Origin of the sequence: Kamptonema sp. UHCC 0994, assembly GCF_029167235.1 — a bacterium.
Lineage (GTDB): Bacteria > Cyanobacteriota > Cyanobacteriia > Cyanobacteriales > Microcoleaceae > Kamptonema.
This window is the reverse complement of sequence record NZ_JARFTR010000100.1, coordinates 17,552-33,292: the sequence shown is the minus strand read 5'-3', so window position 1 is coordinate 33,292 and position 15,741 is coordinate 17,552. Positions and strand designations below refer to the sequence as shown.

22 protein-coding genes are annotated in these 15,741 nt (G+C 41.8%); 9 read left to right on the top strand and 13 right to left on the bottom strand.

The annotated features are described in order from the left end of the window. The first annotated feature begins 185 nt into the window (after window positions 1–185). Window positions 186–866: an NADPH-dependent F420 reductase gene (locus PY364_RS10085; RefSeq protein ID WP_275522224.1), complete on the top strand. Its 681-nt coding sequence runs from the start codon at window positions 186–188 to the stop codon at window positions 864–866. Between the two features lie 156 nt (window positions 867–1,022). Here the strand turns inward: PY364_RS10085 and PY364_RS10080 are convergent, their stop codons facing one another. Both PY364_RS10080 and PY364_RS10075 read right to left on the bottom strand, forming a co-directional pair. Continuing rightward, window positions 1,023–1,292 carry a hypothetical protein gene (locus tag PY364_RS10080; protein ID WP_275522223.1) on the bottom strand — a complete coding sequence of 90 codons (270 nt, stop codon included), beginning with the start codon at window positions 1,290–1,292 and terminating at the stop codon, window positions 1,023–1,025. Between the two features lie 305 nt (window positions 1,293–1,597). Beyond that, complete coding sequence (locus tag PY364_RS10075; RefSeq protein WP_275522222.1) at window positions 1,598–1,765, bottom strand: metallothionein; 168 nt, start codon at window positions 1,763–1,765, stop codon at window positions 1,598–1,600. A gap of 149 nt (window positions 1,766–1,914) precedes the next feature. Here PY364_RS10075 and PY364_RS10070 point away from each other — a divergent pair, with 149 nt between their 5' ends. Then, on the top strand, window positions 1,915–2,325 hold the full coding sequence (locus PY364_RS10070) for a metalloregulator ArsR/SmtB family transcription factor (protein WP_275522221.1): 411 nt from the start codon (window positions 1,915–1,917) through the stop codon (window positions 2,323–2,325). A 108-nt stretch (window positions 2,326–2,433) separates the two neighbouring features. Here the strand turns inward: PY364_RS10070 and PY364_RS10065 are convergent, their stop codons facing one another. Together PY364_RS10065 and aroF are read right to left on the bottom strand one after the other, a co-directional pair. Further along, on the bottom strand, window positions 2,434–2,628 hold the full coding sequence (locus PY364_RS10065; RefSeq protein ID WP_275522219.1) for a heavy-metal-associated domain-containing protein: 195 nt from the start codon (window positions 2,626–2,628) through the stop codon (window positions 2,434–2,436). 142 nt (window positions 2,629–2,770) lie between these two features. Beyond that, window positions 2,771–3,646, bottom strand: coding sequence for a 3-deoxy-7-phosphoheptulonate synthase (gene aroF, locus PY364_RS10060; RefSeq protein ID WP_275522218.1), 876 nt, complete (start codon window positions 3,644–3,646; stop codon window positions 2,771–2,773). A gap of 26 nt (window positions 3,647–3,672) precedes the next feature. Between aroF and PY364_RS10055 the strand changes: the two genes are divergently transcribed. Further along, on the top strand, window positions 3,673–3,795 hold the full coding sequence (locus PY364_RS10055; RefSeq protein WP_275522217.1) for a hypothetical protein: 123 nt from the start codon (window positions 3,673–3,675) through the stop codon (window positions 3,793–3,795). 406 nt (window positions 3,796–4,201) lie between these two features. After that, a complete protein-coding gene (locus PY364_RS10050) occupies window positions 4,202–4,636 on the top strand; it encodes an Rpn family recombination-promoting nuclease/putative transposase (protein ID WP_275522216.1) in 435 nt (144 codons plus the stop codon). Between the two features lie 40 nt (window positions 4,637–4,676). On the opposite strand, the gene PY364_RS10045 is transcribed toward PY364_RS10050, so the two are convergent. After that, on the bottom strand, window positions 4,677–5,087 hold the full coding sequence (locus tag PY364_RS10045; protein ID WP_275522214.1) for a GNAT family N-acetyltransferase: 411 nt from the start codon (window positions 5,085–5,087) through the stop codon (window positions 4,677–4,679). Window positions 5,088–5,168: 81 nt separating this feature from the next. Continuing rightward, the gene (locus PY364_RS10040; RefSeq protein ID WP_275522213.1) at window positions 5,169–5,357 is read right to left on the bottom strand and encodes a hypothetical protein; all 189 of its coding nucleotides are present in this window, start codon (window positions 5,355–5,357) and stop codon (window positions 5,169–5,171) included. 407 nt (window positions 5,358–5,764) lie between these two features. On the opposite strand from PY364_RS10040, the gene PY364_RS10035 reads away from it, so the two are divergent. Then, window positions 5,765–7,822 carry an elongation factor G gene (locus PY364_RS10035; protein WP_275522211.1) on the top strand — a complete coding sequence of 686 codons (2,058 nt, stop codon included), beginning with the start codon at window positions 5,765–5,767 and terminating at the stop codon, window positions 7,820–7,822. 57 nt (window positions 7,823–7,879) lie between these two features. Here the strand turns inward: PY364_RS10035 and PY364_RS10030 are convergent, their stop codons facing one another. The 6 genes from PY364_RS10030 to PY364_RS10005 form a co-directional block, all read right to left on the bottom strand. After that, window positions 7,880–8,296: a HEPN domain-containing protein gene (locus PY364_RS10030; RefSeq protein ID WP_275522210.1), complete on the bottom strand. Its 417-nt coding sequence runs from the start codon at window positions 8,294–8,296 to the stop codon at window positions 7,880–7,882. Next, window positions 8,286–8,678: a peptidase gene (locus tag PY364_RS10025; protein WP_275522208.1), complete on the bottom strand. Its 393-nt coding sequence runs from the start codon at window positions 8,676–8,678 to the stop codon at window positions 8,286–8,288. Before PY364_RS10025 ends, PY364_RS10030 begins: the two co-directional genes overlap by 11 nt. A gap of 65 nt (window positions 8,679–8,743) precedes the next feature. Beyond that, a complete protein-coding gene (locus PY364_RS10020; RefSeq protein WP_275522207.1) occupies window positions 8,744–9,055 on the bottom strand; it encodes a helix-turn-helix domain-containing protein in 312 nt (103 codons plus the stop codon). Window positions 9,056–9,111: 56 nt separating this feature from the next. Beyond that, complete coding sequence (locus PY364_RS10015; RefSeq protein ID WP_275522206.1) at window positions 9,112–9,816, bottom strand: ImmA/IrrE family metallo-endopeptidase; 705 nt, start codon at window positions 9,814–9,816, stop codon at window positions 9,112–9,114. After that, entirely contained in the window at window positions 9,813–10,181 is a 369-nt protein-coding gene (locus PY364_RS10010) for a helix-turn-helix transcriptional regulator (RefSeq protein ID WP_275522205.1), read from the bottom strand. The genes PY364_RS10015 and PY364_RS10010 overlap by 4 nt, the downstream gene beginning before the upstream one ends. A 209-nt stretch (window positions 10,182–10,390) precedes the next feature. Next, window positions 10,391–10,540, bottom strand: a complete 150-nt coding sequence (locus tag PY364_RS10005; protein WP_275522204.1) for a hypothetical protein — start codon at window positions 10,538–10,540, stop codon at window positions 10,391–10,393. A gap of 137 nt (window positions 10,541–10,677) precedes the next feature. Here PY364_RS10005 and PY364_RS10000 point away from each other — a divergent pair, with 137 nt between their 5' ends. The 4 genes from PY364_RS10000 (at window position 10,678) to PY364_RS09985 (ending at window position 14,567) form a co-directional block, all read left to right on the top strand. After that, on the top strand, window positions 10,678–11,505 hold the full coding sequence (locus PY364_RS10000; RefSeq protein WP_275522203.1) for a PD-(D/E)XK nuclease family protein: 828 nt from the start codon (window positions 10,678–10,680) through the stop codon (window positions 11,503–11,505). Beyond that, a complete protein-coding gene (locus tag PY364_RS09995) occupies window positions 11,502–13,751 on the top strand; it encodes a Piwi domain-containing protein (RefSeq protein WP_275522202.1) in 2,250 nt (749 codons plus the stop codon). Before PY364_RS10000 ends, PY364_RS09995 begins: the two co-directional genes overlap by 4 nt. Before the next feature lie 270 nt (window positions 13,752–14,021). Beyond that, on the top strand, window positions 14,022–14,324 hold the full coding sequence (locus PY364_RS09990; RefSeq protein ID WP_275522201.1) for a hypothetical protein: 303 nt from the start codon (window positions 14,022–14,024) through the stop codon (window positions 14,322–14,324). Then, on the top strand, window positions 14,325–14,567 hold the full coding sequence (locus PY364_RS09985; protein ID WP_275522200.1) for a hypothetical protein: 243 nt from the start codon (window positions 14,325–14,327) through the stop codon (window positions 14,565–14,567). Between the two features lie 64 nt (window positions 14,568–14,631). On the opposite strand, the gene mdh is transcribed toward PY364_RS09985, so the two are convergent. Further along, entirely contained in the window at window positions 14,632–15,600 is a 969-nt protein-coding gene (mdh, locus tag PY364_RS09980; RefSeq protein ID WP_275522199.1) for a malate dehydrogenase, read from the bottom strand. Window positions 15,601–15,741 lie beyond the last annotated feature (141 nt).

The window sequence follows — 15,741 nt, the reverse complement described above, 5'->3', positions numbered from 1 at the left end:
CGCCGCCCTCTGGGCGGTTTGTTACCGCCCAGAGGGCGGCGTTACGTAATTAACGTGAGTTCGATGGAGTGCGATCGCAGACAACAAAGCCTATTCCGAATCAAAAAGGATATTTAGAACAACTATCAAGCCCTCGATTGCTAAATGTGATTTTAGATACAGAAGAAGTTAATCTATAATTAATTTTGAGCGACGCACAAAATATATTCAATACAGGGATAACACAGATGAAAATTGCAGTCATCGGCAGTGGTAATGTTGGCAGTAACCTCGCCAACCTCTTTGTTCTAGCCAACCATCAGGTGGTTTTGGGCTCGCGAGACGCAAACAAGGCGAAAGAGATCGCGGAACCCTTGGGAGAAAATGCACAAGGAACGACCTATGCTGAGGCTGTCGTAGGTGCTGATGTCATTGTTATTGCAACGCCTTGGGCAAACAATGTCACACAGGATGTAATTGGAGAACTGGGTGATTTGAGTGGAAAAATTGTAATTGATTGCACCAATCCCCTTGCTCCAGATTATATGTCAAACACATTAGGTCATACAACTTCATCAGCAGAAGAAATTGCAAAAATGATTCCAGGAGCAAAAGTTGTCAAAGCATTCAACACAATTTTTGCTGAAGTGATGACACCTGGAAAACAAACTTTTGGTGAGAATAAAGGCACAGGATTCTACTGTGGAGATTATCCAGAGGCAAAAGAAGTTGTTGCTCAGTTAATCCAAGATGCTGGATTTGAGCCTGTTGATGCTGGAGTCCTCAAAAATGCCAGGTATTTAGAAGCAATGGCGCAGCTCAATATCCAAATTGCCTATGGGCTTGGAGGTGGTACTGATGTTGCCTTTCGATATATGCGACGGTAGATAGCATCACTAATAATTAAGGCGTAATAAACGTTTTTAATTGCTGAAACCATTGATTTTTCCGGCTTTTTGCTTTTTGCTTTTTTCTTCTTTTTTCGGTCATGAAAAACCCCGTTTTAGCTGTTGTGCTTAACGGGGTTTTTACTCTATTATTTTCTATTCGGTAGTCGATTTTCCCTCATCGCTCTGAGGAGGTTTTTCGCCAACTCCTAGATTTTTCTTAGAGTTCTTTAATTGTTTCCAGAGCGCCTTAATTTCTTTGTAAGCCTTTTCTGAGCTAATTTTTCCGCCAGTTTCTAGAGAGCAGATGTAGGTTATTTTCTGAGCAAATTCCTGCAAATTTGCATTAAATGCCAAGTTCTCTGGCGTGAAGTCACCGTAGTAGCGGCTGCGGGGATGTAAAAACTGGTCACTCTCTTTAGTCATTATTCTCTCCTTAATGAATCAAAACCTGCGTTACGTTTCCTGTGTAAAAATGCACCGTCTTTGTCCTGCATCAGTTTGTTTGGTTCTCACGGCGTTAACTCACTTCCATTGTATTGATTTATTAAATAGCTATTACGCATTCTTAGGCTGTGCTTAGCTATCTCGATCGGGATAATTTTAACCTTTATTTAGTATGCTCTTAACCTAAATTTAATCAAACAACACAAAAACAAAGGATGCGTCGAGCACATCCCTCTATAGACATATTTAATAATCTACGTTTAACTTTTTGTCAATTCCCCGCTCTAGTTGTGGCATCCACAGCCTGTGTGTCCACAGCCAGTGCCATTGGGATGACCCTCCGCACAGGCATTCGAGCAGTAGTATTGACCGCTTTTTTCGATGGCTTCGGTGAGTGTAACGACGCACAGGCAAGAAGAACAGGCACATTTCATCTGGGTTACGGTAGTCATGGCTTTTTTGAGTAAATTTCTAAGTCGCTATTGATATCTGAACATACATTCAGATATATGTCAAGGGAATGTGAAGGAACTGTTACAATTTCGGTCAGAGGGCGATCCAAGGTAGAATGATAATCAGATCCTAAAAAAATTTGTATATAATGCTGCCTAAATCTGCTGTGAATGGGGCTGTGGCCCAGGCTATTGAAAAAACCGATACTCCAACCTGCGATTCGCCCCATGTAGTTGATAGCGATCGCGTACAAGGCATCCAAACCCAAGTTCTAAATTCCCAGAAAGCTCAGCGAATGGCTGAGTTTTTCAGCCTTTTAGGGGATGCAAACCGTTTGCGGTTGCTATCAGTTTTAGCTGCTCAAGAGCTCTGCGTCTGTGACTTAGCAGCGACGTTAGAGATGAGTGAATCGGCAGTCTCCCACCAGTTACGGGCGTTGCGGGCGTTGCGGCTGGTGAGTTACCGGAAGCAGGGACGGCAAGTTTTTTATCGCCTTCTCGATCGCCATGTTTTGGAACTTTATAGAGCAGTTGCCGAACACTTAGATGAGGAAGGTTAAAATTGCTAATTGCTAATTGCTAATTGCTAATTGCTAATTGCTAATTGGCATTAGTTTAGATGAAGGATCAATGGGTAAAGAGAGATTTAATCCTTCATCTTTTAGCCTTTATGCAACAGTGTGACCTGTAGCCGAAATTGCCTGCTTGATTGATTCTTCTGAGGCTTTGGTTTCTATGGTGACAGTCTTAGCTGCTACATCGACATTGACATTAGCTTCGGATTCTACAGTTTTGATGGCTTTGGTAATCGTGTCGCCGCAGCCAGAACAAACTATTGAGGGAACGTTGAGTTTGATTTCCATAGTTAAATAGAGAAATTGAAAGGATAATATTCTTTTTTCATTTTAACAGAAATTATGCAAAACTGTTTGTAACGCCTCCGTCTCGGCGGTTCTTTTACTGTCTAGACGAGGACGTTACTCAACAAGCGTGCGTAAGTCCTATTTAAGCTGATTTTGCTACAACTTTCGGCACAACAGAAAAGTGCGGGCGGACTTCAGCAACGCTGCGACCAACCGCCGCCGCTACAGATCGCAAACTGTAAACTAACTCAATCATATCTTCTAAAGAAAGAGCCTGTCGTGCATCGGAAACCGATTTTTCTGGTTCCGGGTGACACTCAACGATCAACCCATCAGCACCGCAAGCAATCGCAGCTTTAGCCAAAGGAGCGACTAATTCCCGCTTGCCCACAGCATGAGAAGGATCTACAATTATTGGCAGATGAGTTAATTGTTTCAGAGCTACTACTGCCCCTAAATCTAATACATTGCGGGTGTAATTGTCGAAGCTGCGAATGCCCCGTTCGCACAGAACAACATGAGGATTTCCGTGACTTAAAATGTATTCAGCGGCCATCACAAATTCTTCAATGGTGGCGGATAAACCGCGTTTGAGTAGCACTGGTTTTCCAGCTTGACCGACTGCTTTTAAAAGCTCGAAGTTTTGCATATTGCGGCTGCCAATTTGCAGCATATCGGCGTAAGTAACAACTGGTTCAATTTGAGCAATTGACATTACTTCTGTTACGATTGGCAGGTGATGACGGTGACTAACATCTGCTAAGATTTTGAGTCCTTCGACTCCTAAACCTTGGAAAGAATAGGGAGAAGTGCGAGGTTTGTAGACACCGCCACGTAAAGCTTGAATGGGTGCGATCGCGAGTTTGGTTGCGACTTCTTCCATTTGTTCAGCACTTTCGACTGTACAGGGCCCGCCGATAATGATAATTTCTTTACCGCCGATAGTGGCGTGTTCTGAAAGTTTGACAATGGTTTGGTGTTCAAGGCTAGATTTAGTTACGAGTTTGGCATCTAACACGAGTAGTATTCTCCTTCAAAAAAAGTGTGAGTGACAAAAAAACCCGGAACTTTAAGGAGTTCCGGGTGAAGCGCGAAAAGCAGCACGACAATTTACCCGGAACTCCTTCTGGGCCAAAAATAAAAGCCGTAAAACCAGTTATCGAATAATGTCATGGCTGTTTTCGCGAGTAGGTAAGCTGTAATTGAGCAAACAAAAACCGCAGGTTTAATTCTGCGGTTCACTTGGAGATTTATAGCAAATCTGATTCACCCCAAGTGAACGTGCTTAAACCACCAAAAATAAAAGTAATATTTGCTTGCAAACATGAGCTATGCGCTGCGTTTGAGAATTGAATTTAGTCCTATTACCGTTAAGCCTAGCAAAGGGAGCGAATAATGTCAACCCCTTTTCTGATAATTTCTCTGAGAATTTGCAAGGTGGGGTGCGATCGCAACCATACTAGCGGAGGGGTAAGATGTTGCTACTGCAATTTGATTTCTACTTTGATAGGCTATTTGATAGGCTATAAAGACTGGGTTTATCTGTGTTTAAACAGAGATTAAAATACCTATTATGAAAACAGATCCAATATTCTATCGCCTATTCAAAGAACTACCCAATAGTTTTTTTGAATTGATTGGCTGTCAACCTTCAGAAGCCAATGCTTATGAATTTGCTGCTGTCGAACTCAAACAAGAGGCAAGGCAGCAGATCGCAGATGACACTTTTAGGCAGCAAGTTATAGAATTAATCGAGACGGTTGTGTTGTACAAATTTCCTCAAATGAGTCGGGAGGACTTAGAAGCTATGTTAGGGCTCAATGATTTGAAGCAGACACGGTTTGCACAAGAAATGTTGGAAGAAGGCAAGTTAGAAGGCAAGTTAGAAGGCAAGTTAGAAAGCAAATTAGAGGCTGTACCTCGGTTGTTAGCATTAGGGTTAACAATGGAACAGGTGGCTGAGGCTTTGGAGTTGTCGATAGAGCAAGTCCGGCAGGCAGCCAAATAGTATTTACTAAGTAGGGTGGGTAATGCCCACCCATAGTTTTTTACCGCAGTTTTTCTCCTGCTTCAAGCAGCCAAGCCTGGGGATGGTGGGTAAAACCGATGTGGGGATAATATTCGGCGGCGGCTGGGGCGGCTAGCAATATTAATTGAGATTGTGAGCCGGATTCTATTTGGGTTCTACAAATTAATTCTTTACCAATTCCTGATTTTTGATGGGATTTTCTTACTGCTAAATCTGACAAGTAGGTGACGTAACTAAAATCAGAAATAGCTCTGGATATGCCAACTAGCAATTGGCCATCCCAAGCGGTGACGATCAAATTGGAATTAGCAATCATCTGGCGGATGCGATCGCGGTCATCAATTGGTCTTCTTTCACCGAGAGTTGAGGCTCGATATAGGTCGATTACCTCATCTACATCCAAATCATTTCCTACGCGATATTGAATCATTTTTTACCATCAATTTTATATTTTATATTTTATAGCGATCGTGTCCAAACAATCTAAAATTGATTAAGAAATATTGAAAAACTATGATGCTTTAGGGTAATCTTGTTTATCTGCTGATTCTACGGCCATTTTCTCTGCTTTGTCTTTAATTGACTTTAGTACCTGTCGCACTACCCAAGTAGATAACCGAGGATTATTTTCGATTTCTGTAATTAGGCTATCTAGGTCTTCAATTATCAGATTTAATTGTTGAGTAGAGTTCTGTTGCATACTTTTTAATCTTCCTTCTACTGATCTGGGAGAATGTGAGATAAACGGGCGAATGAACCCGGACAGTTGCGGAACTGTTTGACCATTCTGTTTAAACTTGGATAGTATGGATCTTGCTCCTTTATCCATAGGAGTTTAGCCGTATCAGGAATCGGGATGAAATTTACATAAATTAGCAATAATTAATAATATTTAATGCTTCTCAAGCTTTATTTAATTTGACCTTAAGAGAAACTACAATTTTTATTTTAGTTACTAAAATTACGCTATTCTCAAGGTATTGCACGATACCAATATCTTCAATTTATCTGGACGGGAAGAGAGGTTTTCCTAGCCAAAATCTAGGTAGTCATGCTCTGAATCATTTCAAAAATAACAATTTTTAACTATTTTCGGTTGGAGGGAATATGAACGAAAAAGTCATTTCTGCCGCTCGGAACGTTGCCATAGTTGGCCCCTATTTAAGCGGCAAAACTACGCTACTAGAAAGTTTACTGTCGGTGACGGGGACAATTTCCCGTAAAGGTAGTGTTAAGGATGGTAATACAGTTGGGGACAGTTCTGCTGAGGCTCGCGATCGCAAAATGAGTGTAGAAGTCAACGCCGCCAGTGCAGAATACGAAGGCGTGCGCTTCACATTTCTTGACTGTCCGGGATCGATAGAATTCGCTCAAGAAACGCTGAATGCGCTGATGGGAGTGGATGCGGCTGTGATTGTTTGTGAAGGAGTTAGCCAACGTATTCTCACTCTGGCTCCTTTGTTTAAATTTCTGGATGACTGGGAAATTCCGCATTTAGTTTTCATCAATAAAATGGATCGGACTTGCACAGATGAAACTAGCTGCGGCTCTAATTTTACAGAGGTACTCAATGCCTTAAAATCGGTTTCTAGTCGCCCTGTGATTCCGCATCAATATCCCATTGCTAAAGGTGAAGCGATCGTTGGCTTTATAGATTTAGTCACAGAACAAGCTTATCATTATCATCCCGGCGCACCCGCTGACCCCGTACAAATGCCGGCAGAACTTAAGGAGCAAGAGCACGTTGCACGGCAAGAAATGCTGGAGGAATTGGCGAATTTTGACGACCATTTACTGGAAGAATTGTTAGAAGAAATTAACCCCGATGCTGAAGAAATTACCCAAGATTTAAAGATGGAATTGGGGGCGGATTTGATTGTACCGGTGTTTATCGGCGTTGCAGAGCAAGATTTTGGGGTGCGGCCGTTGCTAGAAGCCTTGCTGCGGGAAGCTCCGATACCGGAAATGACGGCTGAGCGGCGGGGGTTGACACAAGGTGCGAACGCCCCTTTGGCTCAAGTGCTGAAAATATATTATACACCCCAGGGCGGTAAGTTATCGTTAGTGCGAATTTGGCAAGGCACGCTAAATGATGGGACGGTTTTGAACGGGGTGCGGGTTGGTGGTTTGTATCGGTTGATGGGGTTGCAAACGCAGCCTTTGACGGCGGCGGGTGCGGGTGAGATTGTGGCTTTGGGACGGTTGGAAGGGGTGAAAACTGGGGAGGCGATCGCGTTGGGCAGTCAGCGGGTAGAATTGCCGAAGGCTGAGCGGTTGTCGCCGGTGTATGCTTTGGCGATCGCGCCAGAAAAGCGCAACGATGAAGTGAAGATGAGCGCTGCTTTGGCGAAGTTGATGGATGAAGATTGCTCTCTGGTGTGGGAGCAGCACGGGGATACTCACGAAATTATACTTTGGGGACAAGGTGAGATTCATCTGAAAGTTGCCCTGGATCGGCTGCGGCGGAAGTATAATTTGCCGATGGTAACTCACTTACCACAAGTACCTTATAAGGAGACGATTCGCAAGTCGGCTGCCTCTGTACACGGGCGTTACAAGCACCAAAGTGGGGGACATGGGCAGTTTGGCGATGTATATTTGGACATTAAACCGCTACCGCGTGGGGAGGGTTTTAATTTCAATGAAACTATTGTGGGTGGTGCTGTACCGAAACAATATATACCGGGGGTTGAGACTGGGGTGCGAGAGTATTTGGTACATGGCCCTCTGGGTTTCCCGGTGGTGGATGTGGAGGTGACGCTGACGAATGGATCTTACCATTCGGTGGACAGTTCGGAACAGGCGTTTAAGCAGGCGGCGCGTTTGGCGATGCAGGAGGGGATGGCGAAGTGTGATGCGGCTTTGTTGGAACCAGTCGCATCTGTGGAGATTGTTGCTCCGAGCGAGTTTACGTCTAAGCTGTTACAGTTGGTGAGTGGCCGTCGGGGTCAAATTTTGGGTTATGAGGCGAAGTCTGACTGGAAGGGATGGGATCGGGTTTCGGCTTATTTGCCAGTGGCGCAGATGCAGGATTTGATTGTAGAGTTGCGATCGCTGACGATGGGAGTTGGGTTTTTTAGTTGGGAGTTTGACCATTTGCAGGAAGTGCCGGAACCTTTGGTAAAGAGGGTTTTGGCGACTGCTGGTGGGAATGGTAAGAGTTAGGGGGAAGTTGGCCGGGGGTTTTTACCCCTGGCGATCGGATCGGTAAGTTAATCTAAATTATAATTCAGTTTCTTGATTTAATTCAGTTAAGGTTGTCATAATATTTTGAGCAAGTTTTAAAGCGGTTTTCACATCGTTTGATAATGTAAATATTGTATCTGCGTAATCAGCTTTATTTCTCATCTGTCTTAATCTGCTTAAGTTCTCCCCTAGTTTGATCATTTTTTTAGCTTTTGATTTATGAAAAATGAATTCTTCAGCTACATATTGATGTTCATTAATGTCTGTAGTTTTATTATGAGAAAGTCTTGGGTCTTTTTCAACATCGCGCAAGTAATTTCTAGCTACACAGAATACTGCATAATAAGCTCTACTTACTGCCGATCGCAACTTTGCCTCATTATTGACTGAATCGCCAGATATTGCTGCTAATTCTTGCGCTAAATTCAAATACTCAGACCAATTAAATCTCATTTGCCTCCCATCCCAGATTAATGTGCAATTTACTATTGACAACAGTCGTTATATTATCTAGCCACCAAGTATCATCAAGAATCATCAATTTTTCAAAGGCTTCATCAGCTTCAAGTTTTGTGTAAATAATAATCCAGAGCGATCGCCAGCCAGCAATTTCTGGATCTGTTGTTACTTCTAAGGCTAATCTTTCGCTAGGAAATAGTTCTCTAATTTTAGAATGAGCTTCTAAAATTAAGCTTACTATTACTTCTTGCTCGATGATTATTTTAAAGGTTTCTAGGGGTTCTTCTACTGTGTAGAGACTTCTAATTTTATTGAACTCAGCGATTAAATCATCAAAGGATGTGCTTTTAATGGCTGGCTCTTGGATGGCAGTCATAATGGTTGATTTTGATGAGTGTTTTAATGTTCTGATTAGATCGGGATCTAAAAAAGCATAAACCGTTATTGCTTAAGAGGGGTTGAAGGAGTGGTATATTTGGAAACTGATAGTCTGGCCAAAGTTTCCCGGTAGTTTCGTTCGCGATTATTCCAAAAAGTCGCTGGAATTTTTAAAACTTGCTCTAGCTTCAAAGCTAATTCTGGTTTAATCAATGCCTCGCCTGCAATAATCTCTTGAATTACTTTCAGCGGCTCATTCATGCGCTCTGCGAAATCTGCGATCGTCAAATTTCGCTCTTCGAGTGTTTCGAGTAGCGTATCACCTGGAGGAGAAATATAGAGGGGTTGGTAGGGATTAAAGGTTGCTTTAGTCATAGAGCTGATTATTCATAATGAGAGGGCATTGTGGGGGATGGCGGTGCGATCGCGCTCTAATCAAACAAACTCTTCTGCCCATTAGTTCCACCATTACCAAGATAGATTTGCTTAGAATCCTTGGGAATATGAATCCAGCCAATGTCTTGCAGGCGATTTGTCAAGTTTGATATTGTAACACCAAGTTCATCTCGCATTGCGTAAAGGTGCTTCCAGTTTGTTAAATCGCGCCCTTTTCGTTCCTTTTCTAATATATCTTTAGGCATTAGTAGGCAACCAGCGAAATACTGGGCTTGCCATTCTCTCCAATCATCCTGAGTTTTATGAGTGATTTCAGCAATCTTTTCGCTAACATTTCGACACAAAAATATCTCTTCACTTGCTTCACAAAACAAAGGTAACTCTAGCTGTTTTACCAAACCATCAGCTTCATCTTGGTTAATATGAAGTTCCCAATGTCCTATTTCGTGAGCTAGTGTTGACTGTTCAAATCCTATGTCTTTTTCATTTTTTTTCGGGATATCTTTACTAATTTCTATTAAACGTTGTGATGGATAAATTCTGGCTGCTATTACTTTACCATTATAAAGAGGTATATCACAGCAAGGATCGACGCTCAGATCAAGAAAATTAGCCGCATAATCAGCTACATTAGGCCATCTAGGAAAATTCGGGGTAGATTGCATCTGCCTCAGAAGGTTATTAGCCCGATCTTCAATTTGGAATTTAGATAAGAACTCAAAAGGCTTAATTACACTCAACTTTCTTTCTCCTCATTTTCAGATTGTGTAGCTTCTCGAATAAATTTTTGAGCGAGATCGGGGTGATCCCGCATTTGACGGAACAAAACAGGTATCTGCTTTGGATATTTTTTGACAAGTTCCTGAACAACCTTGGCATCCTCTGGGGTGATCCTGCCTGCCCGATCCCGCAGATCCTTAACATCTAGGTCTAAGTGATGTGCTAATGACTGAATGACCTCCTCTCTAGGAGGATAGTCCGCGCGGTCGTTCTCTAGTTTCGAGAGGTAGGTATAATCTACCTCTACTAATTTCGCCAGATCGCGCTGACTGTATCCCTTGCCCTGACGAGCTTGACGGATAAGCTTGCCAAAATTCTGACTCATAGTTTTTTTGTGACTTACAAATACATCATAGCAGGGGTTGACGAAATTCGGCCACCCAAGTTAAAGTGTAAGGGTTGACGAAATTCGGCCACTCCCATACACTACAGATAGCGTAAAGAATCAACTAAATTGGCTTTGAAACACTTTATGTAGAATGGATTTAAGGATTTGCCATTGTCAAGGATACCGCCATCCTCGATCTCGTTAGTCTAATCAACGTTCACCTCAATGCCAAAATTATGAAAAACAGCATTCAAATCCCGATCAATTGTGCTTCTCAATCGGCCGGCCCCTACCAGTGCTGCTTGAGGAAATTCAAAAAATAAGTCGGCATCCACATCTGAGGAAAGCTGCTGCACAAATGCTAGAAGGTTTGCATACCTTAGAACTAGCCGACCAGACGGGCGTTTCCAAGTCAGCTAAAACAAAAGAGGCAATTTACGAAATCCTCACAAAATGAACCAATAACTGCCCTCTATTTCAGAGGGCTAAATCTATGAACGAAATTTGGCGACGATTCGCAAGTTATAACCTTTGGTTACAGTTTGAGCCACCAGTAGGACAAGAAATTTTTCACTGCGATATGAAGCGGGGTTTTATTAAGGCGCGTAAGGGAGAACCTGAAGTTGCAAAACTATTAACGACTGAAAGCCCAGCTATGCGAATTGGACACTTAGCACAAAGGGGAGTTTATGAATTTCATCAACACCCCCAGATGTTGGGAAGAATAGATGCAGTAGAGGAGATTGCAGAGATTATACAATTAAATCAAGAGTTAGCCGAAGTTCAGGAGCGAGTAATTTTCATCCTGACAAAATACCATCAGCAGCCCATTCTCTTAGGCAAGAAGATTATTGAATTCAACCGAGGTGACGAGGGATTTCCTCCGCCAATTTTCATGAAGCAGGGAACATATCGGTTTAAGTTCTATGCAGCGATTGACTGCATTTTTGCGGAACCAGATGGAACGCTGCACATTTTAGACTTCAAAACTGGTAAATCTGACTTTGACGTGCGACAGGCGTATCTTTACCTACTAGCCGTTAGTTATCTCTACCCAAACAAACCAGCTATTGCCTCATTCTATAATTTGGAGACTGGCAAGCAGTCTGACCCAATTAGTGCCAAGGCTAATACGCTAGAAGCTTTCAAAATAGAGATGTCACTAATAGCTAAACGGCATCTAAAAGAGTTGAAGCTTTACGAAGATAATCCTGCTGAGTTTAGCATAATTTTTCCACCTAATCCTGGTTTTAACTGTCAATACTGTCTCGTTAATTCAATTTGTAATTTTTCTGCTGTAGAATTAGAGGTTGCTGCATGAACACTTCTCCTGTTCTTCAAAATCCACCAAAACCTTCATCATTACTCACATATTTAAGTGAGATTTTTGTGCTAAAAATCCAGCAACCCCAGTTAATCAGCTTTCGACTATCTCCTGAAGTCGATCGCGAGTTGGGCAACCGATTTAGCTGGCGTTTCAGTCAGCAGTTTCCTGAAGTGGTGGCTATATGGGAAAACGGATATTTCTGGGTTTTAGATCAACCAAATCAACCAATGCGGAGCAAAGAAGAATGGCGAGAGGCGTTAGTAAATATTGAAGAGGAATTGAAAGAAGACATTAGCGATCGCACCTATTCAATCCAATGGGTACAACAACCAAAATTAACAGCTTCAATCCTTGCTCAATTAGCGATAAGAGTCTTACAAATCAGGCGGCCTTTCTCCTCTGACACTATTTGGTCTGATACTAATAATCGGGTAGAAGTCAAGCGTGAAGTTGAGTTTTGGGCAGAAACGTTTGAATGGCAAAATGTTACACATCCTGCTGTAGTTTTAACGATGTACAGTCCCTTCGTTTTTAAAGGAACTTTAGCTGATTTCTACGAGAATCATCCCTATCGACAGGATGCTAAAAAGCTTTTAATTGGTTTAAAAGTTAGAAATATTGAAAAAGGTAGTTCTGCTACAATTATCGCTCTGGCAGGAACTATTGGGGAACGTAGAGAAGAAATTTTGAAAAAAGCAACTGGTGCAGTCAGCAAACAAGCACTTGAAGAAGCACCAGACGAGCAACCAGTTGTTTCTGTTCAATTTGGTAAAGATAAAAAGCCGTTTGACTATGCAATGACAGCCTTAAAACCATGTGTTACAGAGAAGACAGCAGACCGATTTGATGTAAAATATGGAGACTTGCTCAAGGAAACTAAAATTCCATACAAAGAGCGAAAACAGCGTTTAGCCTCATACAAACAACAAGCTGAAAAAGCACTAGCTGTTTATGGATTTCAGTTAGGCGATAGCATCAATAGCCGTCGGTACCGAAACTTATTCCTAGAACTACCGTTTAAACTTGAGGAAACGAAACTACTTTTTGGAAATGGGGTTATTGGGAAGAGAGGTGCAGTCTTAAAGGGACTATCTAAAGGTGGTGCTTATCGCCGCCATCCGGATTATCTTGATCCGTCAAGACCTATTCGATTTACAGTTCTAAATCTTTGTAATTTGAAACCAGGATCTTTTTTTGCGAAAGTTGAGGAACGTTTAAAACACTATGGCTTCTCGATCAAGTTGGTTAATAACTTTAAGGGTTCAGTAAATAGTGCAAACATGGCTGAAGAGAGAGCTAAAGTAGAGAAAGAAGTTGATGATTTAATAACAGTTCCCACTGATATTGTGTTGACGTTTCTCCCACAAAGCGATCGCAATGCTGACAATAGTGATGATGGCAGTTTTTATTCTTTAATTTCTTCACGTTTACTGCGACGCGGACTTAGTAGCCAAGTCATTTATGAGGATACGTTGAAAGATACAAACAATTACGACAATATCCTTAACCAAGTCATTCCCGGCATTCTAGCAAAGCTAGGTAACTTGCCTTTTATTCTAGCTGAACCTTTAGGAATTGCAGATTATTTCATGGGTTTAGATATTTCTAGAGCAGCTAAAAAGAAAGGGGTTGGAAGCAGAAATGTCTGTGCAAGCGTGCGTCTTTATGGTAAGCAAGGGGACTTTATTCGCTATCGGCTGGAAGATGCTATGACAGAGGGTGAAGAAATTGATAAACGAACGCTAGAAAGGTTTCTTCCTGCTGCTGACCTAAGTGGAAAAACAGTATTAATTTACCGTGACGGACACTTTTGTGGAGGGGAAGTCAAATATTTACGGGAACGAGCAAAAGCAATTGGCTCTAATTTTATTCTTGTGGAGTGTATAAAGTCTAAAATTCCTAGACTGTACAATTATGAGGAATCAGTTTTAAAAGCACCCACTAAAGGGTTAGCACTTCGTTTATCCTCAAATGAAGTAATTTTGGTGACAACTCAATTGCCATCTGAAAAAATGGGTTTGTCTAATCCCGTGCGCTTGAAGGTTCTTCTTGAGGAAGGACAGCAAGTATCAATTGAAAGTTTGGTAGAAACGACTCTGAAACTTACTTTGCTTCATCATGGAGCGCTTAGAGAGCCACGCTTAGCTGTCCCCCTGTACGGCTCTGACCGCATAGCTTATCGACGGTTACAAGGGATTTCTCCGGGTGCATTGGATGGGGATAAGCAGTTTTGGTTATAGACTTTTAAAGGAAAATGTAATACCAATGCTGATACAGAAACTCTAGCGCAGCAGCATTAGCTACAGGCTGAAATTCAGCAGTCTGCTGCAATAACCTATGCAAAAGATTGTAAGGGTTTCTCAACCTTTCCTTAATATTGTCAAGTGGCTCTAATTCGGGAAGCGTCGCCCATAGAAGAATCGTGTTATAGTTAGTTCAGAGGAGTTATAGCTTTAAAGCAAGGATAACCTCCCTAGCAACAGTTGTGTCTTTGAGTGAGGCCTTTCAAAATGACTAGCGCAAAACCGACAAAAACAATAATCGATCCCATAGACATCAATAACCCAAGCGATATAGTTATCGAAATAGCCCAAACAGAGCTTGAAAAACTAAATACACCTGATGCTACAATTTGCTGGTATAACCAGGAAGACACAGACAATCCCGAACAATCGATCAAATTCAATGAGCTTGCGGGAGAGCTACAACAAGCTATTCTGAAAAAATTGCAGCTTTGTAAACAAGGTAAATTTATTACTCTTGAAGAGTACAAAAATCAGAAACATAATAACGAACACAAGGGGAAGAGCTAAGTGTATCAAATATGGCTATACCCAGTTGAAGCCGTTATAGAAAATCTTGACTACGAGACAAGAGAACTGATAATTTCTCAGCTAGAAAAATGGTCGCAAATAGTAGTTTTTGATAGGCGAACACAACCTCGCGGTTATTCAATTGCTCCTGTAGAAACTCCACAATACAGGGGGATTCTTTGCTTAGTAGACCATATCCACCAAACAATTATTGTTTTAGAATTTCTCCCAAAGGTTGAGTAGCATAATCGTAGGTGGATACAGTTATTTTAGCCGTTTATAATTCAAGAAAACCTTAATTAAATAACTACTTCAGTATCGCCTTCGCTTCGTGAATACTCCGCTGAATAAACTCAGCAGATTCCATAAAAGCCACCCGTTCCATATCCGTTAATTCAAGTTCTAAAACCTCTTCTACGCCGTGACATCCCAATCGACAAGTAACTCCCAAAAATATATCATTTAAACCATAAGCTCCTTGCAAAGAAGCACAACAAGGTAAAATTCTGGATTGATTAAATAAAATTGATTCTATCATTATGGAAATAGAAGATGCCGGGGCAAAATAAGCACTCCCTATCTTCATTAATCCCACAACTTCGGCTCCACCATTGCAAGTTCTCTGCACTAATCTCTCAATAGTTACAGCATCCATAAGCTCAGTAATAGGAATACCGTTAACAGTAGAATATCGCGGTAAAGGTATCATTAAATCCCCATGAGAACCTAAAACTGTAGCCTTAATATCTTTAATAGAAATACCTAATTCCATTGCGATAAAAGTTTGAAATCGGGCGGAATCTAATACCCCCGCCATCCCCATAACTCGGTGTTCGGGCAAACCCGTACTTTCCCAAGCTAAATAGGTCATTATATCGAGGGGATTAGTAACTACAATTAAAATTGCTGCCGGCGATCGCGCGATCGCCTCTTTTGCAGCCCCCATTACAATTGGGGCATTAATTTTAATCAAGTCTTCTCGGCTCATCCCCGGTTTCCGAGGCAACCCTGCCGCAACTACTACAATGTCTGAACCAGTAGTATCATCATAATTATTCGTACCGATAATTTCGCGATCGTGGCCTTCCACTCCCCTCGCTTGCATCAAATCTAGGGCAATTCCCTGGGGCCAACCTTCTACAATATCTAGCAATACAACATCCGCAATATTTTTCTCTGCAATTCGCTGGGCGGTGGTACTGCCAACTTTGCCGGCACCAATGATGGATACGCGAGTTGAAGGGGAAGTTGGTAGGGAAAAAGGGGAAGAATTCATTCTATATTGAGGATTATTGTTTGATGTAGTTTAAGCATTACGCACTCTAATATAGCGGTTTTCAATTGCATGAGAATAGGATAATTGCTAATTGCTAATTGCTAATTGCTAATTAAAATTATTAACTCACTCAATTGAAAA

Excerpts from the sequence above, each read along its gene's own strand:
- PY364_RS10080 (WP_275522223.1), bottom strand. The coding sequence starts at position 1,292 with ATGACTAAAGAGAGTGACCAGTTTTTACATCCCCGCAGCCGCTACTAC.
- PY364_RS10075 (WP_275522222.1), bottom strand. The coding sequence starts at position 1,765 with ATGACTACCGTAACCCAGATGAAATGTGCCTGTTCTTCTTGCCTGTGC.
- PY364_RS10070 (WP_275522221.1), top strand. The coding sequence starts at position 1,915 with ATGCTGCCTAAATCTGCTGTGAATGGGGCTGTGGCCCAGGCTATTGAA.
- PY364_RS10065 (WP_275522219.1), bottom strand. The coding sequence starts at position 2,628 with ATGGAAATCAAACTCAACGTTCCCTCAATAGTTTGTTCTGGCTGCGGC.
- PY364_RS10050 (WP_275522216.1), top strand. The coding sequence starts at position 4,202 with ATGAAAACAGATCCAATATTCTATCGCCTATTCAAAGAACTACCCAAT.
- PY364_RS10045 (WP_275522214.1), bottom strand. The coding sequence starts at position 5,087 with ATGATTCAATATCGCGTAGGAAATGATTTGGATGTAGATGAGGTAATC.
- PY364_RS10040 (WP_275522213.1), bottom strand. The coding sequence starts at position 5,357 with ATGCAACAGAACTCTACTCAACAATTAAATCTGATAATTGAAGACCTA.
- PY364_RS10035 (WP_275522211.1), top strand. The coding sequence starts at position 5,765 with ATGAACGAAAAAGTCATTTCTGCCGCTCGGAACGTTGCCATAGTTGGC.
- PY364_RS10030 (WP_275522210.1), bottom strand. The coding sequence starts at position 8,296 with ATGAGATTTAATTGGTCTGAGTATTTGAATTTAGCGCAAGAATTAGCA.
- PY364_RS10025 (WP_275522208.1), bottom strand. The coding sequence starts at position 8,678 with ATGACTGCCATCCAAGAGCCAGCCATTAAAAGCACATCCTTTGATGAT.
- PY364_RS10020 (WP_275522207.1), bottom strand. The coding sequence starts at position 9,055 with ATGACTAAAGCAACCTTTAATCCCTACCAACCCCTCTATATTTCTCCT.
- PY364_RS10010 (WP_275522205.1), bottom strand. The coding sequence starts at position 10,181 with ATGAGTCAGAATTTTGGCAAGCTTATCCGTCAAGCTCGTCAGGGCAAG.
- PY364_RS10000 (WP_275522203.1), top strand. The coding sequence starts at position 10,678 with ATGAACGAAATTTGGCGACGATTCGCAAGTTATAACCTTTGGTTACAG.
- PY364_RS09995 (WP_275522202.1), top strand. The coding sequence starts at position 11,502 with ATGAACACTTCTCCTGTTCTTCAAAATCCACCAAAACCTTCATCATTA.
- PY364_RS09990 (WP_275522201.1), top strand. The coding sequence starts at position 14,022 with ATGACTAGCGCAAAACCGACAAAAACAATAATCGATCCCATAGACATC.
- mdh (WP_275522199.1), bottom strand. The coding sequence starts at position 15,600 with ATGAATTCTTCCCCTTTTTCCCTACCAACTTCCCCTTCAACTCGCGTA.